This is a genomic window from Pseudoalteromonas sp. 2CM36K, assembly GCF_023161865.1.
GTDB classification, from domain to species: Bacteria; Pseudomonadota; Gammaproteobacteria; order Enterobacterales; family Alteromonadaceae; genus Pseudoalteromonas; species Pseudoalteromonas tetraodonis.
The window spans coordinates 1-26,681 of record NZ_JALNTK010000033.1 but is presented as its reverse complement, the minus strand read 5'-3'; the positions used below and the strand labels follow the sequence as shown (position 1 = coordinate 26,681).

The 26,681-nt window shown below is 40.2% G+C and carries 23 protein-coding genes and 3 pseudogenes; 22 read left to right on the top strand and 4 right to left on the bottom strand.

Translation table 11 applies throughout. The features are described 5' to 3' along the window. The first annotated feature begins 647 nt into the window (after positions 1–647). From MTN97_RS16985 to ihfA, 5 genes are all read left to right on the top strand, one after another. Complete coding sequence (locus MTN97_RS16985) at positions 648–1,703, top strand: DUF2066 domain-containing protein (RefSeq protein WP_248474950.1); 1,056 nt, start codon at positions 648–650, stop codon at positions 1,701–1,703. Continuing rightward, positions 1,703–2,413 carry a DnaA inactivator Hda gene (gene hda / locus MTN97_RS16980; protein WP_010392888.1) on the top strand — a complete coding sequence of 237 codons (711 nt, stop codon included), beginning with the start codon at positions 1,703–1,705 and terminating at the stop codon, positions 2,411–2,413. Before MTN97_RS16985 ends, hda begins: the two co-directional genes overlap by 1 nt. Before the next feature lie 82 nt (positions 2,414–2,495). Then, entirely contained in the window at positions 2,496–3,476 is a 981-nt protein-coding gene (pheS, locus tag MTN97_RS16975) for a phenylalanine--tRNA ligase subunit alpha (RefSeq protein ID WP_008468473.1), read from the top strand. 15 nt (positions 3,477–3,491) lie between these two features. Continuing rightward, on the top strand, positions 3,492–5,879 hold the full coding sequence (gene pheT / locus MTN97_RS16970; protein ID WP_248474949.1) for a phenylalanine--tRNA ligase subunit beta: 2,388 nt from the start codon (positions 3,492–3,494) through the stop codon (positions 5,877–5,879). 2 nt (positions 5,880–5,881) lie between these two features. After that, entirely contained in the window at positions 5,882–6,178 is a 297-nt protein-coding gene (gene ihfA / locus MTN97_RS16965; RefSeq protein WP_008114070.1) for an integration host factor subunit alpha, read from the top strand. Positions 6,179–6,220: 42 nt separating this feature from the next. On the opposite strand, the pseudogene MTN97_RS16960 reads toward ihfA, so the two are convergent. After that, positions 6,221–6,766 (bottom strand): annotated as a pseudogene (locus MTN97_RS16960) (DUF2989 domain-containing protein); the annotation flags it as partial. 348 nt (positions 6,767–7,114) lie between these two features. Here MTN97_RS16960 and MTN97_RS16955 point away from each other — a divergent pair. The 10 genes from MTN97_RS16955 to ccoG all read left to right on the top strand — a co-directional run bounded on the left by MTN97_RS16955 (position 7,115) and on the right by ccoG (position 20,183). Further along, on the top strand, positions 7,115–8,557 hold the full coding sequence (locus MTN97_RS16955) for a glyceraldehyde-3-phosphate dehydrogenase (protein WP_036983084.1): 1,443 nt from the start codon (positions 7,115–7,117) through the stop codon (positions 8,555–8,557). Between the two features lie 193 nt (positions 8,558–8,750). Continuing rightward, positions 8,751–9,878 carry a M14-type cytosolic carboxypeptidase gene (locus MTN97_RS16950; protein ID WP_248474948.1) on the top strand — a complete coding sequence of 376 codons (1,128 nt, stop codon included), beginning with the start codon at positions 8,751–8,753 and terminating at the stop codon, positions 9,876–9,878. Positions 9,879–10,251: 373 nt separating this feature from the next. Beyond that, complete coding sequence (locus MTN97_RS16945; protein WP_248474947.1) at positions 10,252–11,754, top strand: alanine/glycine:cation symporter family protein; 1,503 nt, start codon at positions 10,252–10,254, stop codon at positions 11,752–11,754. A 123-nt stretch (positions 11,755–11,877) separates the two neighbouring features. Then, positions 11,878–12,204, top strand: coding sequence for a hypothetical protein (locus MTN97_RS16940; RefSeq protein ID WP_008114079.1), 327 nt, complete (start codon positions 11,878–11,880; stop codon positions 12,202–12,204). Between the two features lies 1 nt (position 12,205). Then, entirely contained in the window at positions 12,206–12,487 is a 282-nt protein-coding gene (locus MTN97_RS16935; RefSeq protein WP_055013114.1) for a YeaC family protein, read from the top strand. Then, positions 12,477–15,161, top strand: coding sequence for a DUF349 domain-containing protein (locus tag MTN97_RS16930; protein ID WP_248474946.1), 2,685 nt, complete (start codon positions 12,477–12,479; stop codon positions 15,159–15,161). The genes MTN97_RS16935 and MTN97_RS16930 overlap by 11 nt, the downstream gene beginning before the upstream one ends. Before the next feature lie 90 nt (positions 15,162–15,251). After that, positions 15,252–15,806: a DUF1439 domain-containing protein gene (locus tag MTN97_RS16925; RefSeq protein ID WP_010392868.1), complete on the top strand. Its 555-nt coding sequence runs from the start codon at positions 15,252–15,254 to the stop codon at positions 15,804–15,806. 64 nt (positions 15,807–15,870) lie between these two features. After that, positions 15,871–17,172 (top strand): ABC1 kinase family protein, encoded by a 1,302-nt coding sequence (locus tag MTN97_RS16920; RefSeq protein ID WP_248474945.1) that lies wholly within the window; start codon positions 15,871–15,873, stop codon positions 17,170–17,172. Between the two features lie 56 nt (positions 17,173–17,228). Next, on the top strand, positions 17,229–18,647 hold the full coding sequence (locus tag MTN97_RS16915) for a sigma-54 interaction domain-containing protein (protein WP_248474944.1): 1,419 nt from the start codon (positions 17,229–17,231) through the stop codon (positions 18,645–18,647). Positions 18,648–18,800: 153 nt separating this feature from the next. Further along, positions 18,801–20,183: a cytochrome c oxidase accessory protein CcoG gene (gene ccoG, locus MTN97_RS16910; protein ID WP_138595926.1), complete on the top strand. Its 1,383-nt coding sequence runs from the start codon at positions 18,801–18,803 to the stop codon at positions 20,181–20,183. 21 nt (positions 20,184–20,204) lie between these two features. Here the strand turns inward: ccoG and MTN97_RS16905 are convergent, their stop codons facing one another. Both MTN97_RS16905 and MTN97_RS16900 read right to left on the bottom strand, forming a co-directional pair. Next, positions 20,205–20,621 (bottom strand): hypothetical protein, encoded by a 417-nt coding sequence (locus tag MTN97_RS16905; RefSeq protein ID WP_178955659.1) that lies wholly within the window; start codon positions 20,619–20,621, stop codon positions 20,205–20,207. Between the two features lie 35 nt (positions 20,622–20,656). Further along, complete coding sequence (locus MTN97_RS16900; RefSeq protein ID WP_248474943.1) at positions 20,657–21,571, bottom strand: M14 family metallocarboxypeptidase; 915 nt, start codon at positions 21,569–21,571, stop codon at positions 20,657–20,659. A 175-nt stretch (positions 21,572–21,746) separates the two neighbouring features. Between MTN97_RS16900 and MTN97_RS16895 the strand changes: the two are divergent. The 3 genes and pseudogenes from MTN97_RS16895 to MTN97_RS16885 all read left to right on the top strand — a co-directional run. After that, positions 21,747–22,193, top strand: a pseudogene (locus MTN97_RS16895) (transposase); the annotation flags it as partial. Positions 22,194–22,215: 22 nt separating this feature from the next. Beyond that, a complete protein-coding gene (locus MTN97_RS16890) occupies positions 22,216–22,356 on the top strand; it encodes a hypothetical protein (RefSeq protein WP_248474942.1) in 141 nt (46 codons plus the stop codon). A 110-nt stretch (positions 22,357–22,466) separates the two neighbouring features. After that, positions 22,467–23,018: a flavodoxin family protein gene (locus tag MTN97_RS16885; RefSeq protein WP_248474941.1), complete on the top strand. Its 552-nt coding sequence runs from the start codon at positions 22,467–22,469 to the stop codon at positions 23,016–23,018. 70 nt (positions 23,019–23,088) lie between these two features. On the opposite strand, the pseudogene MTN97_RS16880 reads toward MTN97_RS16885, so the two are convergent. After that, positions 23,089–23,664 (bottom strand): annotated as a pseudogene (locus tag MTN97_RS16880) (hypothetical protein). 388 nt (positions 23,665–24,052) lie between these two features. Between MTN97_RS16880 and MTN97_RS16875 the strand changes: the two are divergent. From MTN97_RS16875 to tnpB, 4 genes are all read left to right on the top strand, one after another. After that, positions 24,053–25,546 carry an acetyl-CoA hydrolase/transferase family protein gene (locus MTN97_RS16875; RefSeq protein ID WP_248474940.1) on the top strand — a complete coding sequence of 498 codons (1,494 nt, stop codon included), beginning with the start codon at positions 24,053–24,055 and terminating at the stop codon, positions 25,544–25,546. 169 nt (positions 25,547–25,715) lie between these two features. Beyond that, positions 25,716–25,964 carry a hypothetical protein gene (locus MTN97_RS16870; protein WP_008114111.1) on the top strand — a complete coding sequence of 83 codons (249 nt, stop codon included), beginning with the start codon at positions 25,716–25,718 and terminating at the stop codon, positions 25,962–25,964. Between the two features lie 133 nt (positions 25,965–26,097). After that, complete coding sequence (gene tnpA, locus MTN97_RS16865; protein ID WP_248474939.1) at positions 26,098–26,412, top strand: IS66 family insertion sequence element accessory protein TnpA; 315 nt, start codon at positions 26,098–26,100, stop codon at positions 26,410–26,412. Beyond that, positions 26,409–26,654 (top strand): IS66 family insertion sequence element accessory protein TnpB, encoded by a 246-nt coding sequence (gene tnpB / locus MTN97_RS16860; protein WP_248474938.1) that lies wholly within the window; start codon positions 26,409–26,411, stop codon positions 26,652–26,654. Before tnpA ends, tnpB begins: the two co-directional genes overlap by 4 nt. Positions 26,655–26,681: the final 27 nt, after the last annotated feature.

Here is a 26,681-nt window from a genome sequence, read left to right as displayed (position 1 = left end):
GCAGGAAAGTAAAAACGCAGGTGAAAGGTAAAAGGCATCAGGTAAAAGGAAAATAATAAGCGCCTAATGCCGACTCTCTATATTTGCTATGTGGCTCTCTACCGCTGTGGGCACCACGACACTACCAGGCTCCAAATAAGAGAAACCCGTTACAGTAATGTAGCGGGTTTTTTGCTGTTTGGGATGTAATAAAAATAGCCAAGAGCCCATGCCGAACTCAGTAGTGAAACGAAACAGCTCGAAGGCGAGCCCCGACCAATGATAGTATCCCATTTGCTATGTGGCTCTCTACCGCTGTGGGCACCACGACATCACCAGGCTCCAAATTGAGAAAGCCCGACTAGCAATAGTCGGGCTTTTTTACATCTGGGATAAAGTAAAAATGCAGGTGCAAGATAAAAGGTAACAGGTTAAAGGAAGAGAATTGATCAGGGTCTAGTGCCTACTCCATGCATCGGTTATACATTCTCTATCGTTGTCGGCACCATGATATTCTACTGCGTTGTCGCTACGAAGTAGCGCACCGACTCCAAATACAAGAAAGTTCGACTTAACCAGCAGCTTTAGTGACTGTAAAAATATAATTTTGCTTTGTTAGTGGCTTTGATTTAGGATCAAAACAGTTTAAAACCAAGAATGATTTGCCTGTGTATAGATTATTAATTAGCGCCTTATCCATTTTCTTTTGTGTTTCTGTATCTGCAGTTGAAGTAACTGATCTATATCAAGATATTTTGGTCGTAGAAGATAAATCTCGTGATGCGCGTTTAGACGCTAGTCGCAAAGCGCTTCTTAACGTACTAGTAAAAGTGAGTGGTGATAAAAGTGCAGATGAAAATCAGATAGCACAGCAACGCACCAAAGATATATCTGATTATATGCTGAAATTTGAATATGATGAGCGTATCCCCGGAGAGCTTAAATTATTAGTTAAGTTTGAAGCACGAAAAATCGATGCACTAATCAAAGAGCTTAATTTGCCATTATGGGGAATGCAACGACCACTGGTTGCAATTTGGTTAGGGATTGAAGATAACAGGCAACGAGAGCTAGTAACTCAAGAAAGTTACCCACAGTTAGAGCAGCTCATTTATGATAAGGCAAGCCGTCGTGGATTACCTGTCGTTGTACCTTTGCTTGATTTACAAGATAGACGCCTTGTTGGTGTCCCTGAGGTTTGGGGGAACTTTTCTGAACCAGTAGAAGAGGCATCTAAACGTTACAGTGCTGAGCGCAGTATTACTGCTAGAATGTATCAAGAGTTTAACTCCGATAATTGGGTATTAGATTGGCGTTTTACTAATGACGAAATGTTTGAATCTAACCGAATTATTGGCTATAGACAGCAAATCGTTGCGCAAATGATTGATGATTTAGCGCAAGGTTTAGCTGGCGAATATGCGATCGATCCGAATGCGTATTATGAGCAACGTACTGCCAATTTGACCTTAAAAGGGACAGATAATTTTGTGGATATAGAGTTGGCAAAGCGCCGTCTACTCAACTTAAGTGTTGTCACCCAAGCGGTTATTATACGTAAAACTCCCGATTCTGTTGAATTTAAGCTAGATCATACCGGCACTGTAAACGATCTTAAAAAAGCCCTTGGTCTTGATAATGCCTTTAAAGATTACGTCGACCCCCGTGCTTTTTATCACATAGTTGATAAGCAAAGCCTAGAGTATCAATGGGTTGAAAACTAATGCTAACTCAAGAGCCAATGCAAATGGCGCTACCGGTTACTTTACCGGATGATGAAACATTTGCCTCTTATTTTGGGGGAGAAGACTCATTAGAGGTTAACCACCTTAAAGATAGCTTTTCTAAGCTATCTCAAGCTTTTCAGTATACTTATTTGTGTGGCTTAGGAGACTCAGGTAAATCCCATTTGTTATACGCCACCTGTATTCAAGCCCAGGAGCGCGGCTTATCGAATATGCTGCTATCAATGCGAGAAGTTCTACATTTTGGCCCGATGGTTTTAGATGGTCTTGAGGCGCTAGATGTATTATGTATTGATGATGTTCACTTAGTGGCGGGTAATGATGCATGGGAAAAAGCGTTATTTAATTTCTTCAACCGCTTTAATGAGCCTAATAAAATGCTGGTAGTAACTGCTGATTTACTGCCAAATATGCTTAATATTAGCTTGCCCGATTTAGAATCACGCTTGAAGTGGGGTACCACCTTTCAAATTCGCTCCATGAGTGATGATGATAAAGCACAAGCGCTAGTAAAGCGGGCAAACATGCGCGGTCTTGAACTGAGTGACGAATGCGCGCGGTTTTTATTAACCCGTTTAAGTCGTGATATGCGCGCATTATTGGATGTATTAGACAAATTAGATCACGCATCCATGGCTGCACAGCGAAAATTAACTATTCCTTTCATAAAATCAACGCTAAAGCTGTAGTAGGTCTAGAATCTAGACCCCGCTTTCAGTTATCATTAGCTAACTAAATTGTAATCACCTTCTTTGAAAGATCAGGTATCGAATGAACTTAGAAAATATATTAGCGCAAGCACTTGAGGCAGTTGCCAGTGCCAGTGAAATCGCGCAACTAGAAGAGATCAGGGTTAACTACCTTGGTAAAAAAGGCGAGATCACCAGCTTACTTAAAACACTGGGTAAAATTGCTCCTGAAGAACGCAAAGAAGCAGGCCAGGTAATCAATCAAGCTAAGCAAGATGTGCAAAGCGCAATTAATGACAAGCGTGAGCTGTTAGCGAGTAAAGCACTAGAAGAAAAACTAGCTGCTGAAACTATCGATGTAACTTTACCAGGGCGCGTTATGCCTTCTGGTGGCCTTCACCCAGTAACACGTACAATTGAGCGTATTGAAAGCTTTTTTGGTGAACTAGGCTTTGAAGTTAAATCAGGCCCTGAAGTTGAAGATGATTTTCATAACTTTGATGCGCTAAATATTCCTGAGCACCATCCTGCTCGCGCCGACCACGATACCTTTTACTTTAATCCTAAGTTGGTGTTGCGTACTCAAACTAGTGGTGTGCAAATTCGTACCATGGAAACAGAGCAGCCGCCGCTTCGTATAATTTCACCAGGGCGTGTATATCGTAATGACTACGACCAAACACATACACCTATGTTCCATCAGGTGGAAGGTTTAATGGTCGACACGGACGTTAGCTTTACTGAGCTCAAAGGTATTTTACATGACTTCTTACGTAACTTTTTTGAAGAAGATATGGAAATTCGTTTCCGTCCTTCATTCTTCCCATTTACAGAGCCCTCAGCCGAAGTTGATGTAATGGGTAAAGATGGTAAATGGTTAGAAGTATTAGGCTGTGGCATGGTTCACCCTAACGTACTTAAGTCTGTTGGTATCGATCCTGAAAAATACACCGGTTTTGCTTTTGGTATGGGTGTAGAGCGCTTAACTATGTTGCGTTACGGCGTAAACGATTTACGTGCGTTTTTCGAAAACGACTTAAAATTCCTAAACCAGTTCCGTTAAGAGTGAAGAAATAAAATGAAATTTAGTGAAAAGTGGTTAAGAGAGTGGGTAAATCCTGCAATTGATACGCAAGCTCTTTCGGAACAGCTTTCAATGGCTGGTTTAGAAGTAGATGGCGTAGAGCCGGCAGCAGCCAAATTTAATGGTGTTGTTGTAGGTGAGGTGGTTGAATGTGGACAGCACCCTGATGCAGATAAACTACGTGTAACAAAAATTAATGTTGGTGGTGATGAACTGCTTGATATTGTTTGTGGTGCACCAAATTGCCGCCAAGGTATTAAAGTTGCTGTTGCCACTGTTGGTGCAGTATTACCAGGTGATTTTAAAATTAAAAAGGCCAAACTTCGTGGTCAACCATCACACGGCATGTTGTGTGCGTTTGATGAGCTAGACATTAGCGAAGAAGGCGATGGCATTATGGAATTGCCGCTTGACGCGCCGATTGGCACAGATTTACGCGAATACTTAGGGTTAGATGACAACATCATAGATGTAGATTTAACCCCTAACCGTGGTGACTGTTTAGGTATTAAAGGCCTTGCTCGTGAAGTTGGCGTACTGAACAGCATTGATGTTAATACATTAAGTATTCCAGCGGTAGCACCGACAATTGAAGATAAAGTATCAATAGAGTTGGTTAACGATGAAGCTTGTCCTCGTTATTTAGGGCGTGTTATCAAAGGCATTAACCTTAATACTGAAACACCTCTATGGATGGTTGAAAAGCTACGCCGTAGTGGTGTGCGTTCAATCGACCCGGTAGTTGATGTGACTAACTTTGTGTTATTAGAGCTTGGTCACCCAATGCATGCATTTGATTTAAATGCTATTGAGGGTGGAATTAAAGTACGTAGTGCAAACGCAGGTGAAGAATTAGTTTTACTTGATGGTAACACTGCTAAATTAAATGAATCGACATTAGTGATTGCCGATCATCATAAAGCGCTAGCCATTGCTGGTATTTTTGGCGGTAAGCAATCGGGTGTTACTGAAAAAACAGCAGATATTTTACTAGAAAGCGCATTCTTCAACCCAGTGGCTATTGCAGGACAAGCACGCAGCTATGGTTTGCACACTGATGCATCTCATCGCTATGAGCGTGGGGTCGACTTTGCACTACAACACGATGCCATGGAGCGCGCTACAGCGTTACTTCTGGAGATTGTAGGTGGTAACGCAGGTCCAATCGTTGAAGCGGTTGCTGCTGATAAGTTACCAAAAGTAACTGAAGTGCGTTTACGTCGTTCACGTTTAGACCGTGTTATTGGTCATCACATTGACGATGCTAAAGTAACCGATATTCTTACGCGTTTAGGTCTTGATGTTAAATTTGATAATGATAGCTGGAGCGCTGATGTACCAAGCTACCGTTTTGATATTCGTATTGAAGAAGATTTAATTGAAGAAGTAGCACGTGTTTACGGTTATAACAGTATTCCTAATGTGGCACCAACTGCAAAACTTAAAATGACCACACATGATGAGTCAACTGTTGCCCTGAGCCGTTTTCGTAATGCGCTAGTAACCCGTGGCTATCAAGAAGCCATTACTTACAGTTTTGTTGATCCTAAAGCGCAAGCTATTTTACATCCAGAGTGTAACGCATTGGTATTGCCGCACCCAATTTCAATTGAAATGTCAGCGATGCGTGTAAGCTTAATGCCTGGCTTATTAGCTTCTGTTGCCTATAACCAAAACCGCCAGCAACCACGTATTCGCTTATTTGAACACGGCCTTAAGTTTATCAGCGATGAAAGCGCAGAAAATGGCGTTTACCAAGTGCCGGTTATTGGTGGTGTTATTACCGGGCTTGTGCATGGCGAACATTGGGTTGAAGAAAAACGTAACGTTGATTTTTACGACCTAAAAGGGGATGTTGAAGCATTACTTGCAATTACCAACGATGTTAGCCGCTTTGAAATTAAAGCCGAGCAATCAGATGGCCTTCATCCTGGTCAATCAGCCGTTATTTATGTTGATGGTAAAAAAGTAGGTTTCTTTGGTGCATTACACCCTCAGGCGCAAAAATCGTTAGATATCAATAACGCTACTTTTGTGTTTGAAATTGAAATGTCAGCGTTAGAAAAAAGAAATTTACCGCAGGCTGTAGGGGTGTCTAAATTCCCATCAAATCGCCGCGACATCGCGATTTTAGTACAAGACAGCGTTAAAATAGGTGATATTTTAAACGTCATCGGAAAAGTTGGCGGAAATCAATTGGTTGACCTAAACTTATTCGATGTGTATAAGGGCAAAGGTATTGAGCCAAATTATAAGAGTTTGGCGATTGCTCTAACACTGCAAGCGGTTGATAGAACACTCGAAGAGAAAGATATCAATCAGGTAGTTGATAACGTGGTGGCCGCACTGGCCGAACAGTTTAATGCATCGTTGAGGGACTAGATATGGCGCTTACTAAAGCCGACATAGCTGAACACCTATTTGAAAAGCTCGGGATCAATAAAAAAGATGCCAAAGATTTAGTTGAAGCGTTTTTTGAAGAAATCCGCTCAGCGCTTGAAAAAGGCGAGCAGATTAAGCTCTCTGGATTTGGTAACTTTGATCTTCGAGATAAGAAAGAAAGGCCGGGACGTAACCCGAAAACGGGAGAAGATATCCCAATTTCAGCACGTCGCGTGGTTACCTTTAGACCGGGGCAAAAGTTAAAAACCCGTGTCGAAGTAGGCACAAGCAAAAAATAAAACAAAAAGGCAGCGTAAGCTGCCTTTTTTGTATCTGTTTTATTATTTCCGGGGGGAAATAAACGTTCCTTGATCTATTTGTTGCAAAGTCTGCTCGGCTAACCTATCTAAACTCTCTAAATTCTTTCCTTGTGCTATTAACTGCTGCTCATTTAACAGTATATCAATATGTTCAATACCAGAGAGCTGAGCTATTTTGGCAAAAATATAAGCATGTTTATATTATTGGTGTTTATAAAATAGGCTGATCAAAGACATATATATTTCAGGATTCGGTTCATGCTTGGCTTTATTCCGCGCTAGCGTGTTGTATAAAAAATTAATCGCTTTTTCTTCATCAACCTTAATGTAATAAGACGCTAAGTAAAATTGCATCTCATCACTTTGTTCAACTTCTGTAGTATATTCTAAAGCGAGCAAACGTGTTAATGCACTTTCGTCATTGTTTCTTGACCAATGATAATAAAGCAAGCCCGGATGGCTGGTGTGTTTTGTCTATTGATAAATCCGCGCCATTTCCCTCATACTCGTTAAGTGGGCACGTTGGCGAGCCGCGGTTTTGCTTTTTAATTTAATGTGCTGAATGTTGCCTACATGGATGTAGGTAAGGGGCGTGAGCAGAACGCGGAAGCTTTGCTCGGTTTTTACTTATTCTTACATGGATGTAAGCCAGTAGAATAACGCAGGAGCAGTTATCGAGCCCACTAGGTTACAAACCTCGCGCCGCGATTAAATTGTCCCTAGTTTGAACAAATTTTAATCCACAAAGGTCAACAGACCCTCATATAGTATTATTCTAGCCTAAACTTTAGTCTCTAACAGTAGAGAATAAAATGAGATTAAATTAGAATAGGCCTGCCCGAAGGAATGCATTGCTCTCAAAATTCGATGCACTCTTAGGCTATCCGTTCAAAATTGTTTAATTAGGTAAAAAAAATGACCTCATCTCACGAGTTAGAATACACAAGTAGCTGGCAAGAACGTCAAGATTACGCAGAAAGCATGCAGCCTATTATTGGTAAATTGTATCGTAATCGTGGTATTGAAATCGCTGTTTACGGCCGTCCATTAGTAAATTCAAGCACTATTGATATTATCAAGTCTCACAAATCAGTAGCTCAATTTGAAGGGACTAAACTGCGCCTACGTGAAAGCTTCCCATTCTTAGAAGCTATCAGCAAAATGGAATTAAATTCTGCCCGTATCGATATTGGTAAATTAGCATACAGCTATTTATACACAGATGCAGCGAATGGTCGTTCAGTAGAAGAGTTTGTTAAAGATGAACTTGCTGAAATTGTTGACTCTAAACCAAAAGCACCACGTGACGTTGTACTTTACGGTTTTGGTCGTATCGGTCGCTTATTAGCGCGTTTATTAATTGAAAAATCAGGCCCGTATGCCGATTTAAACCTTCGCGCTATTGTTGTGCGTGGCGGTAAAGATGGCGATTTAGAAAAGCGTGCAAGCTTATTACGTCGTGACTCTATCCATGGTCCATTTAATGGTTCTATCACCATCGATAAAGAGCGTAATGCAATTAAAGCAAACGGTAGCTACATTCAAGTTATCTACGCTAACTCGCCAAGTGAAGTTGATTACAGCGCCTACGGTATCGAAAACGCATTAGTCGTTGATAACACAGGTATCTGGAAAGATGAAGCCGGCCTTGGTCAGCATTTAGAATCTAAAGGGGCTGTAAAAGTATTATTAACAGCGCCTGCTAAAGGTAATATTAAAAATATTGTTTACGGTGTAAACAACCAAGATATTTTACCGGAAGACAAAATTGTCTGTGCAGCAAGTTGTACAACCAATGCAATTACGCCAACACTTAAAGCATTAAACGATCAGTTTGGTATTAAGAATGGTCACGTTGAAACGGTTCACTCGTACACTAATGACCAAAACTTAATTGATAATTACCACAAAGCAGAACGTCGTGGTCGTGCTGCGGCACTAAACATGGTTATCACTGAAACAGGTGCAGCGAAAGCGGTTTCTAAAGCATTACCAGAGCTTGAAGGTAAACTAACAGGTAACGCAATCCGTGTACCTACACCAAACGTATCGTTAGCTATCTTAAACTTGAACCTTGAAAAGAGTACAACGGTTGAAGAGCTTAATGCGTTTTTACGTGAAACAGCACTTCACTCAGACCTACGTGATCAAATTGATTACACAGCATCAACTGAAATCGTCTCTACCGATTTAGTGGGTAGCCGTTACGCAGGTGTTGTTGATTCTCAAGCAACGATTGTTGATGATAACCGCGTAGTGCTTTATGTATGGTACGACAATGAGTTTGGTTATAGCTGCCAAGTAGTTCGCTGTATGCGCGACATGGCAGAAGTCTCATTCCCAAGTTTACCTCGATAAACACATGAGCAATTAAGAAAAGCCAGCACTTGCTGGCTTTTTTAGGTCTGAAGATTTTTAAAGTGAAGCGGTTATGGTACGCTTTATTAAATTGGGTACGCGTTTATACACTTATAAAGTGCAGTAACACGTATTTACCTCTTGGCTAAATGCCTTAGTCAAAGACACACAGTTAACTAATAGGTTTGTTGTAATGAAAATCAGTAGCAATTTCGACAGTGGTAATATTAAAGTTATTGAAGCCACCGATCCGTTAAATATTCAGCTAGAAATTAATAAAGATCATCAGTCTGAGTTTTATCAGTGGTTTCACTTTCGTCTTGAGACAACGCCTTATCAACTTCATCAGTTAAATATTAATAATCTTGATAAGTCTGCATACCCTGATGGTTGGGTAGACTACCAAGCTGTTGCCTCATACGACCGTCAAACATGGTTCCGTGTACCGTCTTCGTATGAAAATGGCACATTAACATTTGAGCTTGAGCCTGAGTGCAGCAGCGTTTACTTCGCCTATTTTGCTCCTTACAGCTACGACCGCCATTTAGACTTATTATCATGGGCACAAAGCCAAGAGCTTTGTCAGTTAGAGACGCTAGGTCAAACCCTTGATGGCCGTGATATGAGCGTGCTTAAAATTGGTCAGCCAAGTGCAGATAAAAAAAACATCTGGGTCACGGCTCGCCAACACCCGGGTGAAACTATGGCAGAGTGGTTTGTAGAAGGCTTATTACACAAGCTGCTTGACGATGAAGACCCACATGCAGCAGCCTTACTATCAAAAGCGGTATTCTATGTAGTGCCAAATATGAATCCAGATGGCAGTGCACGTGGTCACTTACGTACTAATGCTAAAGGGGTTAACTTAAACCGTGAATGGCAAACACCAAGCATAGAAAATAGTCCTGAAGTTTACTTAGTGCTTAATAAAATGCGAGAAGCAGGCTTAGATATGCACCTTGACATTCACGGGGATGAAGCCATTCCATATAACTTTGTTGCCGGTAGTGAAGGCATACCAAGTTATGATGCACGCCTAAAAGGCCTTGAAGACAGCTTTAAAGCCGCGCTTTTAACTATTACTCCAGAGTTTCAAGATACGCATGGCTACGATAAAGACGAACCAGGTCAAGCTAATTTAACTGTAGGTTCATCAGCGACCGCTGAAGAATTTAAAGCGCTTACTTACACCGTTGAAATGCCATTTAAAGATAATAATGACTTACCTGATCCAGATTACGGCTGGTCAGATCGTCGTTCATATCAATTTGGTCAAGATACCTTAGCAGCCATTGTTAATGTTGTAGACAACTTAAGATAAAACGCTTGTTTTAAAGGGTATCAATAATTTTGATGCCCTTTTTATTTTAGGCTAAACCGGCCGTATCAAAAAATAAAAATCATTTCCCACCATCACACTAAAACGTTTCAATACACCTTCTCGACAGATTTAATAACCTATAATTTTAATCAATTCCCACTTAGTTAAACGTTGTCTTAGCAGGCTCAATATAAATAAACAATAAGTTGTTTTGAAAATTAACTGTTAACAAGGTTGGGTACTTAAGTTAATATCGATTGAGCAATAAGAAAGACGAAAAAGATTAACCCCTTATTTCGTAAAGCTTATGACAGGTATTCTGAGTAGCAGAGTATGGTAATTAATAATAATAAATATAACTGTGAGGATGTTCATGGAAGCTTTTGTAAGCGCCGTTAATGATGTTGTTTGGAGTGATGCACTCATCTATTTATGCCTAGGCGCAGGCTTATTTTACTCCGTACTAACTCGATTTGCTCAAGTTAGACATTTTAAAGAAATGTGTAAGCTATTATTTAGCCCCAACACCTCAGAAAAAGGGATCTCATCTTTTCAAGCTCTTGCTGTTTCATTGTCTGGCCGAGTAGGGGTTGGTAATATTGCCGGTGTTGCAGCCGCAATCGGTTTTGGTGGTCCGGGCGCTATTTTTTGGATGTGGGTTGTTGCTTTTTTAGGTGCAAGCACTGCATACGCAGAATCAACATTAGGTCAAATTTATAAACTAGAAGAAGACGGCCAATACCGCGGTGGTCCAGCCTATTATTTTGACCGTTGCTTAGGGCAAAAGTGGCTGGCTGTATTATTTGCTGTGTCGGCAATTATAGCCTGTGGAGTTTTTCTGCCGGGCGTACAAGCAAATGCTGTGGGCAACGCATTCACTCAAGTATTTGGTGATGGCACTATGGTGTCTACAACTTTTGGTGACGTAGGCAGTTTTAAACTCGTTGCATTGGCCATTATTCTAATCGTTTTAGCGTTTATTATCTTTGGTGGTATAAAGCGCATTGCTAATTTTACGCAAATTGTAGTGCCATTTATGGCGCTTGGTTACATCGTATTGGCCTTAATTATCGTATTTTTAAACATAGACAAAGTACCAGGCATTTTCTCGCTTATTATTGGTGATGCATTTACAGCTCAAGCAGGCTTTGGCGCTGCAATTGGCTGGGGTGTTAAGCGTGGTATCTATTCTAATGAAGCCGGTCAAGGTACAGGTCCTCATGCAGCGGCGGCAGCAGAAGTTGATCACCCTGCACAGCAAGGTTTAGTGCAAGCTTTTTCTGTTTATGTTGATACACTTTTTGTATGTACAGCAACGGCATTAATGATCTTAATGACGCAGCAATACAATGTAGTCGGCACTTTGCCAGAAGGACAATTCATTATACAAAATGTTGATGCGGCAACTGAAGTGGGGTCAGCAGCATTTACCCAAATGGCGTTGTTTAGTGTATTTGGTAGCTTTGGAGAAGCGTTTGTAGGTATCGCTTTATTCTTCTTTGCTTTTACCACTATACTTGCTTATTACTTCATTGCTGAGACTAATATCGCGTACTTAAATCGCTACTTTAAAGGAAGTATTCCGCTTGTAGTGGTAAAACTTATGATTATGTTTATGGTAGCCTACGGCATGGTTAATAGCTCAGGTTATATTTGGACTATTGGCGACATAGGCGTTGGCTTAATGGCGTGGATAAACATATTGGGTATATTAGCTATTTTCTTTGTCGCTAAACCGGCCTTAACATGTTTGAGTGATTATGAAGACCAGAAGAAAAAAGGTGGAAAAATCATATTTGATCCCGTTAAGTTAGGGATTAAAAATGCTACCTTCTGGGAAAAGCGCCTTGAAAAGCAATCAAAAGACGCTGAATAAACAGACCCTAATAACCTAATATGAACTATTGGGTTAAATTCAAAAAAGACAAAGAGCAATAAAACAAGTACAATGAAAAGCGCCGAAAGGCGCTTTTTTTATGCGTAGTATGGAGAGAGATGTATGGCGATTATTCGTTGCCCCAAATGTGCAAAATCAATTTCAGATAAACATCCGCAGTGTCCACATTGCCAAAGTAACGTTGCTGAATTAAATGCCGAGCAAGTTCAACAACTTCAACGTGAGCAGCGAATTAAAAAGCAGCAAATGTTTATGAACCACTCCTTTTTAGCGCTGATCTTATTTTTAGGTGGCTTCTTTTGTTTGTACTTCCTACAACCTCAAGAAAAAACACTTCAGTGGTATGCGTATACCTCAGCCATAGGCATTGGCTGTATTTGGTACCTTATTAACCGTATTATTTTAGTGACTCTGAAAAAGAAAAAATGACATGAATATTGACAACTTAGTACAGAATATTACTCCAGAATTATTTGAGCGCCTACAATATGGTGCATCAACAGGAAAGTGGCCAGATGGCACACCTTTATCAGATGAACAAAAACAACAAACAGTGCAACTTGTGATGTTGTATCAAGCAAAAGTAGCACAATCAAACGAGCAGTTTACCATTGGTGCAGATGGAGAAATGATCCAAAAAACCAAAGCGCAACTACAAAAAGAATTTAAATCAGATAAAGAAATAGCTAGGTTCAGTGAAAATGATCTTTAAACACCTTTTTACACCAAAATGGAAACACCCGAAGCAACAAGTTCGTTTAGATGCGATTGAAAAACTTGATGTAGCACGCGACGTAACAATTTTAAGCACCTTAGCTCTTGAAGACTCATCGGCTGAAATTCGTCGTAAAGCACTGCAAAAAGTAAACGATTTACCGCTTTGGTGGAAAGCTTACAAGCAAGATCAGGCATTAAAAGATGTGGCTGAGCAACAAATTTCGTCTGCTGTATTAAACAGTGAAAGTAGCTTATCGGCACAGATTAAAAATGAGTATATTGAACGCTTTGCACCGATTAAAACCCTTGAAAAACTAGCATTTGCAGAAAAAGAACTGCAAGTGAGAGTTAAGCTCTTAAAACGCCTAGCAAACCCTAAACTGATTGAAAAAGCCTTTAAAGAAGCCAATGAAGAGCTGCAAAAGCAGTTAGTTGATTTAGTGATTACTCAGCAGTTAACTAAAGCACTGTTAAAGCATGCTCAAGGTGAAGCTAAAGTAGCGCTTGAAAGTCATCTTGAAAACGAGCGTTTAGCACTTGAAATGCCATCGCAAGTTGAAAATGCAACCCGTGTTATTTTAGCCAAGCTTAATGCATTGCGTGATAAAAATGACTACGCCATTGTTGACCCACAAGCCGCAGAGCTCATGGCACAATGGCAAGCTCTAGAATTAAAATGGCTAAGTGAAGAACATGTAAAAACCCTTGATGCTAAGTATATTTCAATTACCGATAAGCTTGATGCTCACATTGCAACTTTAAAAGCGCAGCACGAAGTAGAGCAGCAACGTTTAGCTCAGCAACAGCGCCAAGTGTTAGCGTTAGCTACGTTAGAAGCATTAAGTGAAGAAATTGAGAATGCATTACAGTTAGGGTTAGAAACGCCAGAGCAAATTCAGCAAGACTGGCTTAATGCAAAAGTAGCGCAAGCGAAAGACACGCTAGATAAAACGGAACTGGTGGCTGATCAGCAATCAAAACAAGTGATTAATAAGCTTGAGCAATTATTCTCACAAGTTGCTAAGTTGCCTGAGCTAACTGCGGCGATTAAAGAATATAAAATTGCCTACAATGCGCTTAGTGAAATAAAACCTGCAGAGCAACTTAGCGATTACGATCAACAGCTAACAGCATTCGATAATACCTTCAAAACTGCACACAGCCACTTAAATTTACTTAGCGCTGATTTACAAACGTCATTTAAAGCTCAGCTTAATACGCATAAGAAGCAGTTCTTAGCTGCAATGAGCGAACTCACTAAGCCGCTAGAAAAAACTCAAAGCCAAGCTAAGCGAAAAGCGCGTGATGTTAAACGTTTAATTGAAGAAGGGCGTTTTAATGTTGCATTTGGTGTATTTAAAGGCTTCGAAGAGCTATTTAATGCCCTAACTGAGAAATATCAACAGCCGCTGGTTAACTTAAAAGCTGACCTAGAAGCGCAGCTAGCTGATGCTAAAGATTGGCAAAAGTATGCAGCGGCCCCTAAACGCACTGCACTTTTAGAAGAAGTAACACTGCTAGTTGATGAGCCTTGTAACGATCCGCAACAGCGTGCTGACCAAGTTAAAGTATTGCGTAAGCGTTGGAATGAACTAGGTCGCCTTGATACAGAGCAAGAAAAGCAGCAAGGAAATGAGTTTGATGAAAAAATTGAGCTATTATTCGCACCTTGTCGTAGTTATTTCGCAGAGCAAGAAATCCAGCGTGAAGCGGCTAAAGTAGAGCGTGAGCAACTAATAGCGCAAATGCATGCACTGCATTTACAAGCGACAGAGGATGCTGATTTAGATTGGAAACAATTTGAAAGCCATTACAACCGTTTACAAAAAGCATGGCGTAGTGTAGGTAAAGTTGATCCTAAAACATACCGAATTTTAAACGAGCGTTATAAGGCAGAACAGCAGCTAGTTGTATCTTCACTTAATGCGTTTCATAAAGGCAATGCCGCACTTAAAAATGAGCTCGTTGAGCAAGCGCAACAGCTATCTCAAAGTGAAAACCTAGCAGAGGCGTGTCAGCAGTTAAAGCAGTTACAGCAACAATGGCAGAGTATAGGGTTTGCAGGCTTAAAAGCTGAGAATGCACTATGGCAAAAATTCCGTGAGTTTAATGATGCAACATTCACTAAACGCAGCGAAGAGTTTGAGCAGCAAAAACGCGAGCAAGGTGAATCAGATAAGCTAGCAACAGCCGAACTAAATGAGCTCGAAGTGGCTTTAAATAGTGTTGAAGGTAAAGCCCAATTACTTGACTTGCAAACCAAAGTTAAAGGGTATATGCCATTTAAATCGTTAACGCCTAAAGTATCCGCTTTATTGTCAGCTATAGATGAAAAGCTAACCGGATTAGCCGCCAAAAACGAACAAGCTAACTTAAACGCATTATTTGTTGCGCTTGAGAATAATGAACCAGTGCCAAGTCAGTATACTGGTGTGGTAAAAACGGCATTAAGTATCGAGCAGTTGCTAACGCGTATGGAAATACTAGCCAACGTGAGTTCGCATGACTCAGCGCAAAGAATGGTTGAGCAAGTGGCAATGCTAGATGACAAGCACCGTGGAGACCACGCTGATTTAAACTATTATTTAAAGCAATTAATTGCACTCAGCGAAGGTTCAGTCAAAACTGACACACTAGCAAGGTTAAAAGTTATTTTTGCTGTAAATTAACTTTTATCAACTAAAATAAAAAAACCGCTATTAAAGCGGTTTTTTATTATGGCTACTTACTGCCAATACGATTAATGAATAGGGTTTTGTATGAAAATTTTTGTTTTTATTTCACTATTATTTTTAACTGCCTGTAACAGCACTCAGGGTATTTCAGTTTATTCATTTACAAATTCAGAGGTTGAGTCGTTACTAAATAAAGAGTTACCTAAACTAAGTGAAAAAGTTAGCCTGATGGGCTTACCTGTGCAGTTTGATGTAAATGATTTAAGCGTTAATATTGGTCCCGACAACAGTGATTATGTTTTATTAGGTGCTGATTCGAGCGCCGAGATTAATGCCTTTGCATTAAAGTATCCTGTGCGTTTAAAGTTACAAATACAAGGCACGCCTTTTTATGATAGCGAGAAAAAAGCCGTATTTTTACGTAATGTTAAGTTACGCGATTCAAGTATCGATGCAGGGGGTTTTAAAGGTAATTTAGAAGTGCTGGATAATGAGGCGATGGATGTCATGAATGCATTTTTAGCGGTTAACCCTGTTTATAAGTTAAATATGAACGACCCTAAAATGGCACTGTTAAGTAATTTACCCTTAGATTTAAAAGTAGTCGAAGGCGCGATTAAGCTAGTGCCTCGGTTATAATTTAGATCTAATAAGCGTAATAAAACGTATTAATTGACCTTATTATTAATAGATTAGGTTAATTATGGCTAATGAGCGATCCGTTCCCACCTCTCGACTTTCACGATTTGCAAAGTTAGGCTCATTAGCCACAGGTGTTGCCACAAATATGTTAGTAGGTGGTGCCAAAAGTGCGCTTAGTGGTAAAGGCTGGGATAATAAAAGCTTATTACTCCAGCCGAAAAATATTGAAAACTTAGCCACTCAGCTGTCGCACCTTCGCGGTGCGGCAATGAAGCTTGGGCAGTTACTTTCAATGGATGCTGGCGACTTATTAACTCCCGAGCTTGCGCAGTTACTGTCTTTGTTGCGTGCCGATGCCAACCCAATGCCACATAAGCAATTAGTGAGCGTGCTAAAAGAGCAATGGGGGGATGATTGGTTATCGCGTTTTTCTCATATTGAACTAAGGCCGTTTGCAGCTGCATCAATTGGGCAGGTTCATTTAGCTTATATAGAAAATGGTGATCAATTAGCCGTTAAAATTCAATATCCAGGTATTTCTAAAAGTGTGGTAAGCGACGTAGATAATGTGATCACTTTACTTACTTTATCGCGATTATTACCTAAAGAATTGGATATAAAACCCTTAGTTGAAGAAGCGAAAGCGCAGTTACTAGCTGAGGCTGATTACACCCTAGAAGCTCAGTATTTAGCAAGATACAAAAACCTGTTATCGACTAACCCCCATTTTAAAGTGCCTAGTGTGTATGTAGAGCACAGTACTGCGCAGGTGCTTACAATGGAGTATGTTGATGCCAAACCTATAGAAGGCATTTGTGATCTATCCGCTGCTGAGCGAAGTCGGGTTGCTGAGCAACTAATTGATTTGTTTTTTAAAGAAATGTTTGAGTTTAAGTTAATTCAAACCGACCCTAACTTTGCTAATTACCATTACCAACCAGAATCACAAAAAATCGTGTTATTTGATTTTGGTGCCACCCGAGAAATAACGGCTACCCTCAGTGATGCCTATTTAGCCTTGTTTAAAGCCGGCAGTAATAATGATCGTGAAGGCGTGCTCAATGCCGCCACTGCAATTGGTTACTTTAAAGACGCTTTAAAAGATGATTATAAAGAAAGCGTGATTGATTTATTTTTAATGGCTTGCGAGCCACTTCGCTATAATGGTGAGTTTGATTTTAAAAACAGTGAACTTGCTAGCAACATCAAAGATGCCGGATTACAGTTAAGCGCACAGTCGCAGCAGTGGCATACTCCCCCTGTGGATGCATTGTTTATTCATCGCAAATTAGCTGGCTTATATTTAATTGCAGCGCGTTTAGAAGCCAAAATAAATATTAAGGCGTTATTTAGCCATTATTAAGTGCTAAAGCAGGATAAAATTGGCATAATACTCGCGATATTTCGCGAGGTTGTATTATGATAAAAAACTTTTTAAACGATCCTACCTTATTGCTCAATGCGGTAGGTGAGGGTATATACGGATTTGATTTGTCCGGTAATGCGGTATTTGTAAACCCAGCTGCAGAGCGAATGACTGGGTGGACAGCCGATGAATTATTAGGAAAGAAAATACATCAATATCATCATCATAGTCATGCCGATGGCACTCCTTACCCTGCCGATGAGTGCCAAATTTATTGCACTATGTTTGATGGCAAACGCCGCGAAGTAAAAAACGAAGTATTTTGGCGCAAAGATGGCAGTGCCTTTGCTGTTGAGTATACCTCCACTCCCGTTTATAAAAATAACCAGCTCATTGGTGCTGTAGCAGTATTTCGCGATATATCAGCACAACAGCAAACGCAAACCCAGTTGCACGAAGCGTTAGCTCAAGTAAAGCACCTAAGCGAGCAGCTAAAAGATGAGAACGATTACCTCATTGCCGAGCTTAATGAGGATTGGCAAGATTCAGGACTAGTTGGCCACAGCGCTGTATTCCAACGCATGTTAGATCAAATACAGTTAGTGAGTGAAACCGACAGCACCGTACTCATTCTTGGTGAAAATGGCACTGGCAAAGAGTTGGTAGCGCGTAACTTACACCGTCTCAGTAAACGCAACGAACAAGCATTTATAAAAGTAAATTGTGCGGCATTCACTCCAAGTTTATTAGAGTCAGAACTTTTTGGGCATGAAAGGGGCTCATTTACTGGCGCTAACGAGCGTCGTAAAGGACGTTTTGAACTTGCCGATCACGGCACCTTATTTTTAGATGAAGTCGCAGAGCTGCCGTTAGAGTCCCAAAGTAAGCTATTAAGGGTATTACAAGAGCGTGAATTTGAACGCGTTGGCGGTAGTCAAACCCTAAAGGTTGATATTCGCATCATTGCTGCAACCAACCGTAACTTGTGGGAAATGGTACAAGCAGGGCAGTTTAGAATGGACTTATATTACCGTTTAAATGTATTTCCTATTCATGTGCCAGCACTTAAAGAACGAAAAGAAGACATTCCTTACTTGTGTCAAAACTTAATTGCACAAATAAACAAGCGCTTAGGTAAGCAATTGCAAGGGTTAAGTACAAAAGCGATCAGGCAATTACAAGCCTATGACTGGCCAGGTAACATTAGAGAGCTGCAAAATGTACTTGAACGAGAAGCTATTTTATCTAAACACTTTACATTACAGTTAAGTCAGCCGCTCAAAGCGGGCGATGATAACGCCATAAACCCAACGCTTACACTTGATGAAGCACAAAAACAGCATATAAGCAGCGTATTAGCACTGTGTAATTGGAAAATTGCAGGTGAACAAGGCGCGGCAAATAAGTTGGGCTTACCAGAGAGCACCTTACGCTCAAAAATGCAAAAATTAGGACTGCGTCGCCAGAGTTAATTCGTGATATATCGCGATAATCGCTAAATATCGCGATGTTATAGTTCGGTTTTATTTTTAAAGTCATTTAATATCAACGCTTTAGTTTAACTTTCAGTGTGGTCTGAAAGTTGCAAATGCTTGCTTAATACCCGTCACTATGAAGTAAGTAACATGAAGTTTGATATTAAAGAAGAAGACATGATCATAAAGCCCTATAAAGAAGAGGGGCCAATTTATATACGCGAGCAAAAAGGTTTTTTTCAACGTATACGTCGCAATTTAGGCTGGTTGTTAATGCTGAGTTTTATTGCCATTCCGTGGGTTCAATATAACGGCCAGCAAGCGGTTTTATTGGATGTGGCCACCCAAAAATTTACTATTTTTGGCCTTACCTTGCTCCCTCAAGACTTTATGATTTTAGCCATGCTGTTTATGGTGGGAGCGTTTGCCCTATTTTTTGTTACCAACTGGCTTGGCAGAGTATGGTGTGGTTATACCTGCCCACAAACCATTTGGATGTTAATGTTTTCTTGGGTTGAGCAACGTATAGAGGGTACGCGTAACCAGCGTATTAAGCTTGATAAAAGCCCGTGGGATATTACCAAATGGCGAAAAAAAATCACTAAGCACAGTGCTTGGCTGGTTATTTCGATACTCACGGCGACCTCATTTTTAGCGTATTTTATCCCCGCTAAAACCTTGTATCTCGAAATGTTAAATTTAGAGTGGTCTGGGATCACTAGTTTTTGGGTATTTTTATTTGCGTTTTGTACTTATGGAAATGCGGGCTTTTTACGTGAAAAAATGTGTACTGTGGCGTGTCCGTATTCGCGCTTTCAATCGGTGATGTTTGATAAAGACACGCTGGTGGTTACTTACGATAGTGAGCGGGGTGAAAATCGCGGCCCACGTAAACGCAAAGCGGATCCTAAAGCGCTTAATTTAGGTGATTGCGTAGACTGTAACTTATGTGTGGAAGTATGCCCTGCAGGGATTGATATTCGCAATGGCTTGCAATATGAATGTATTAACTGTGGTTTATGTATTGACGCTTGTGACGACACCATGGATAAGTTTGGCTACGAAAAAGGCTTAATTAAATACGCCAGTGAAAAGCAAATGGCAGGGCAAAAAACGAATCCATTTAGGCTTAAACTTGTAGGCTATGGGGCGTTAACTGCGCTATTAATTTTATCTATGTTTGCTTGGATGTTACAACGCACCCCTATAGAAGCTTCTGTGCTTAGAGACAGAAACGCATTGTATCGGGTAAATTACGAAGGCTTAGTTGAAAACCCTTACACACTTACTATTATCAATAAAACTCAGCAACCTTTGCATTATTCAATTTCAATTAGCGGTTTAGAGGGGGCTACATTGCAAAGCCCAAATGCTATATTAGTAGAGCCTGGGCTGATGAAAAGTGTGCCGGTAACGGTGACTGCAGACGGTTACGATTTAGCACGCAAAGTGAGTAAGCTGAGTTTTGTGATCACTTCGCAAGAAGATCCTGCAATTACTATTACCAAAGACAGTCAGTTTTATAAAAATTAATAAAGTATGAGTCCTAGCCAGTTAACAACCTGACTCGGCTAGGGCTAGCTGCTTAATTACAAATTTTTTGGCGCTTTGAAAATCATCAAACAAGCACTCTTGTAAATGAGCATCACGGCCTGAGCTGTGCATAATCCGCTGCAATTGCCTTATAGCAATAGGCGAGGTGAGGACAAACGCACTGATCAAACAGTTATTAATCCCCATTGTTTGGCTTACATCTATCATGTTTTTTTCAGCATCGGGGGTAGCAGCAATCACCTCAGGAGAGTGGCTAATATAACCCCAAGACAAATGTTTAAATGGTTCAATGGTATTTAATAAAGCGGCTTTAAAATGATTTAATAACTGAGGGTTTAAGTTACCTTTAAACTGCCCAATAACTATATTACCTTCAACGCGCAAGCTATAACTGCCGTAGTTATTTTCAAATTTCAATAGCCGCTCCTTTTACTTATTATCTACTGCATTGGTCACTTATTTATAATGTAGTCTAAGGCACCTGAAATTGCAGCAACTTGCGCTAATATACACTCTTCAGGGTTAGCCGTTGCACTATCTGGGTAAACTTCCGTGGTTGTAACGTAAGTCGCATCAGATAACCCCATGCATAAACCTAACTCTTTTGCTGCATAGTTTATTACCCCAAATTGTTCTTGAGGTACACCAATTAATTGTTTATTTTCATCGCTTGGAGCGATGTGTGTGACCTTTTCAACACATTTAATAATAGCTTTTTGAAAAGCAGGCTCTGGTTTGTTGCTGTCAGCGACTAAATAAAAACCGTCTGGAATATTCCAATTAGTATTTACTTTACCTTCGCGCGCTGCAAGTGCAGGGCGAAATTCACTGTTATCTGAATCAGTGGTTTCATGTAAATCGATATGCGCGATTAAATCAGTATTTAAAGATTGCACATAATTCATTACCAATGCAGATTCTTGCGCTGGGCTGCCTTCATAAAAAGAACGGTTTGGATCAATTGCTTCTGGGTTCCAGCGGTTTATTGTTTCATAACCCCATGGGCTAATGCAGGGAGTAATCACCAGATTAAAATTCTCTGCGTATTGAGTTGCCAATGTTTTTGCAAACCTTAACGCACCGTGTACTCCGCTGGTTTCGTAACCATGTACGCCGCCAGTGATTAGCACTGTGTGTTTATTTTTATCAAAGTTTTGGGTTTTTAATGCAAACAAAGGGTAACTGTTTTGAGCATAATTAAGTTCACCATATTGCTCTACAATAAGCGTATCTTTTAGCTCATTAATTAGCGTTAATACTTCATCGTTATAGCTGCGTTTAATTTTCTGGGCTTCAAGCCATTGGAGTTTATGATTGTTATTCCATTTTTCACCAGGGTTGCCAATAGGGTAGGTACTGTCATTCATAGTAAGCCTTTGCTCTGAATATATTTAATAACTCTAAATGTGCGTTTAAATATAATTGTTCTAATAAAGAAACAGCTTAACGCTGACTAAAATAGTGCGCAAGTTAATCCGGTGAGTTACAAAATAAATTACTCTTTTCTAAAATCTTCAATCTGCTGTATTACCAGCACAATGAGCGAAGGATATGCAAACCTTACTTAAAAAAATGAATAAAGCTCAAATAGATAATCCCGACCTTGATAAAGGGGCTAAACAGAAATATCGTGAGCAATATCAAAAAATATTGCTTCAAGGTGACGTTAAATGTCCACCACCAGATAAAAGTAGTCGAGTGAAAGGTCAGCGAGGCCGATTAAAGCGAACCAAACCCCGAGTATTATTGGAACGACTAAGAGATTATCAAGATGATGTTTTACGTTTCATGATGAGCACTGGCGTGCCATTTACCAACAACCAAGGCGAGAATGATATTAGGATGACCAAGGTCCATCAAAAAATACCGGGGTGTTTTAGAAGTAGACAAGGAGCTGAAATGTTCTGCTTGCTGAGAAGCTATTTATCGACTTGCAAAAAACAATATGTATCTGCAAGCCTAGCCCTTGAGTTATTATTCAAAAATTAGCTGCCTGATATATTCATTTCAGATGAGGCTGAATAGTTACAAAAAAATAAATGATGAGTTAATTGGCTTATCAACTAAGTCTGAGTCGGCGTATCACCGTATTAGTAACGCGCAATTTGGCTGTGCGGTGAGCAATTTAGAAATTGCAGTGAGTACCTTTTAATTTAATGCCACGCAAGCTAATTTAATTAAACACGCTGCTTAGTTGATTTTAACTTTAGCGGCCATACTATATTTAAAACGTGTTATTAAATCACAACAAAAGGAAGGTTCATGAGTAAAGTAGCGGTTATTTATTTTTCGGGATATGGCCATACCAAAAAAGTGGCTGAATTTGTGGCTGACGGAGCAAACGCTCAGCTTATTGCAATTGATGAAAATGGTGATATTAAAGACGCCGATTGGGATACGTTAAACGACGCAGATGCCATTATATTTGGTGCACCTACCTATATGGGCTCTTATCCTTGGCAATTTAAAAAGTTTGTCGATGCCACCTCTAAAGTGTGGTTTACCATGGGTTGGAAAGACAAAGTATTTGGCGGCTTTACCAATAGCGGCAGCCTAAATGGCGACAAGCAAGTCACTCTTATTAGTATGCAAACATTGGCTTCACAGCATGGCGGAATTTGGGTGAGCCTAGGTTTGCCACCCGCCAATAAATTAGAATCAACCCGTGAAGATATTAATAACTTAGGCGGTTCTGTTGGCGTATTAGTGCAATCACCTACTGATGCTGACGATTCTGCTATTCCATCAGGCGATTTAGAAACGGCTCGTTTATACGGCGAACGTGTAGCTGATGTAGCGAAACGTTTAAAGTAAAAATCACTTTAGTTAGCTAATTTTTAAAAAGCCACCTTGTGTGGCTTTTTTAGTTTGATAATTCCAATTTTTATTGTTTGTACTCAAGTTGATATAAGCTTGAATATTCACGTTTATGAACTTCAAATAAATACGCTCTTAACTGCTCTTTACCATGGTGAATGTGCTTTATTTTAGCGCAATATCAAATTCAGACTGCTTAACGGGTTCTATGTTTAATGATACAGCCGCTTCATTGGGTAAAATAAATTGTATATTTTGTAACTCATCAAGTTCACTATTTATTGATGTGGGTTTTAAAAATATTCCTGTGCTGGATATAGATGCAATGAAAAAACCTTGGCTTTGAATATTTAATTCACTTAATCGCCAGCTACGTTGAGTGCCTTTAGTATCAATCACTTTTGGGGCTGCTAACACAGTACTGAAATGGCCTAATTCATCGGTTTTTAAATTGAAGTGGAAACCACAGTTGGTAATGAGCTACTTCTGCTAATAGGGTTAATTTAGCCTGATCCAGTAAATGCGCAATACCCTCTGGTATTGATGTTTGTACTGTTAGTTTTGTTTCATTAATTAATGCTGTACTTTGACTAGGTTCAAACAACCCAGATAAAAAGTTAATTTCTTCGTCAGACAAATCCATGTATTTTCCTTAATACCTAAATCATAGATTCTATTCCTTACAAGGTTACTGCCCAATGAATGACCCGTTTATTATTTTGTAGGATTTAGCCTGTACGGCTTTATTTTTATACAATTTATAATTTTAGCTTTCCTGGCTAAAAATATAAGTGATTGATTTAAAGTAATTATATTTTTTTTAAGCTTGTTTAGTTAAATGATTGAATAGATTTTTTGGTATTCTACCCCCCAATAACAGCAATAAGTTAAGTAATGAAGTGTACAAAATTAAAGCGCTCTGCAACGTTTTTATACCAACTATGCGTAAATGAGACTTAGGTCTAGCTTACGAAGCATAAGGAAATACTTAAAATAGCGCCCAAATAATAATGGGGTTTAAGGGGTTCCAAATGCAATTAGAACGAATTCGTCATAGTGATTTACACAACAAAGTGATGTCTGCACAGCAGGCCAGTTTATTTATTAAAGACGGCATGACCGTAGGGATGAGTGGCTTTACTCGTGCCGGTGAAGCGAAAGCTGTACCACGTGCGCTTGCCGAGCGAGTACGTGAAAACCCAATGAAAATTAACCTAATGACGGGCGCGTCATTAGGTAACGACTTAGATAAGCTACTTACTGAATCAGGTGCGTTAGCGCGTCGTATGCCATTTCAGGTAGACAGCACATTACGTAAAGCAATTAACAACGGTGAGGTCATGTTTATTGACCAGCATTTATCTGAAACTGTTGAACAGTTACGTAATCATCAGTTAACTATGCCTGATGTAGCGGTGATTGAAGCCGTTGCTATTACAGAAGAAGGCCACATAGTACCAACAACGTCAGTAGGTAACTCAGCAAGTTTTGCTATTTTTGCCAAACAGGTAATTGTAGAAATTAACATGTTACATCAGCCAGAGCTTGAAGGGCTGCATGATATTTACATCCCTTCGTATCGTCCTACGCGTACTCCAGTGCCGCTCGTGAAAGTAGATGACCGTATCGGTAGTACTGCTATTCCAATCGATCCGGCTAAAATTGTGGGTATTGTATTTACCAATCAAAGTGACTCATTTTCAACAGTAACCGACCCAGATGCCGATACCGCCTCTATTGCACGCCATTTAGTTAACTTTTTTAAAGAAGAAGTAGCGCAACAGCGCATGCCTGCAAATTTAGGCCCATTACAAGCGGGTATTGGTAACATAGCCAATGCAGTCATGATGGGTTTATTAGACTCAGATTTTAAAGACCTCACTATGTACTCAGAGGTACTACAAGATTCTACCTTTGATTTAATTGATGCGGGTAAACTTAATTTTGCTTCTGGGTGTTCAATTATTTTATCAGAGCGTTGTAACGCACAAGTATTTAATAACCTTGAAAAGTACCGCGATAAGCTAGTACTTCGCCCACAAGAAATGTCGAACCACCCTGAAATTGTGCGTCGTTTAGGTATTATTGCAATTAACACGGCACTTGAGTTTGATATATATGGCAACGTTAACTCAACCCATGTATGCGGTACTAAAATGATGAACGGCATTGGTGGTTCAGGCGACTTTGCACGCAATGCGCATGTATCGGTGTTTGTAACTAAATCAATTGCTAAAGGCGGCGCTATTTCAAGCGTGGTACCTATGGTAAGCCATGTCGATCATACCGAGCACGATGTTGATATTTTAGTGACCGAGCAAGGCCTTGCTGATTTACGTGGATTAGCGCCACGCGAACGGGCTATTGAAGTAATTAAACACTGTGTACACCCCGATTATCGCAACGCTATGCTTGATTACTACGAGCGTGCTTGTGTACGTGGCGGCCATACGCCTCATATTTTAGAAGAAGCATTCAGCTGGCATACCCGCCTTGAACAACAAGGTACAATGAAGCAAAGCTAATACATAAAGCCCCGCATTTGCGGGGTTTTTACAAATACTTTTAATTTTGCTTTACAGAATGTTGTTATGACTTTGCCTATAAGGCGGTTTAAGTTTTTACTGTGTGCTGTAAAATAACAGCATATTTTTTACAGACTCGCTATGGCGAGCAACACATAGAGCAACCACAATGGAAAACAAACTAACTGCAATCGACACCCTCGCTGAACTTGAAAGTTTTTTACTGCAAGTTGAAAACGGCGGCTTAGGTTTAACCGGCGTAGCAGGCGTGGGCATGGCAACTAACAATGCTGACGGCAGCCGTTTTGTAGCCGTGTTTGATGACAAGCAACAACTTTTATTAGCACGCGAAATTACCGAAGAGATTTTCCAAAGCGGCCAAGACATGGTGCGCAACGGCGTAGGGCGTAAGCATTAACTCCTTGCTACTAATCTAAAAAGCGCCAAATGGCGCTTTTTTTGTGGTTTATTTGTAAGCGTCCGGCCAACCACACCTAGCAACACCATTTTTTGTATTTGAAAATACCTTCAACTTTTTATTGGAGGTCATTATGAATTCACCCATCCCTAAACGTTGGCTAGAAATCCTAGCGCTTCGCTCATCATTTACTGGAACGAATGAAGCGTTTTGCAAACACCATCAAGTATCTATCAGCTCGTTTTATAAATATAAAAGCATGCAACAGGTGAAATCTTCAGGTGCATCACCTCAATTTGTCCGAGTTGAGCAACAAACCCAACGCACACACGTCAGTATCACTGAGCAACCAACGATTAACTTTAATCCGCACACTGGCCAACTGACATTACCCACAACACTTAACTGTGATGCTATCGTCTCAATTATTAAAGGTCTATCAGCATGAATATGTTTGTTAATCCGCCCGAGGTGTACTTATGTGCTGAGCATGTGGACTTTCGTAAATCCATCAATGGCCTTGCGGCGTTGGTGGAATGTGAGCTTGAATTACCCGTGCTATCGGGCGCGCTGTTTGTGTTTTGTAATAAAAAGCGCGACAAGTTAAAGCTTCTCTATTGGGATAAGACAGGCTTTGCATTGTGGTACAAGCGGTTAGGTGCGACAAGAAGTCGCTTTGTTTACTGTTGAACTTTGATTCAACCCTTCGTATTGCCG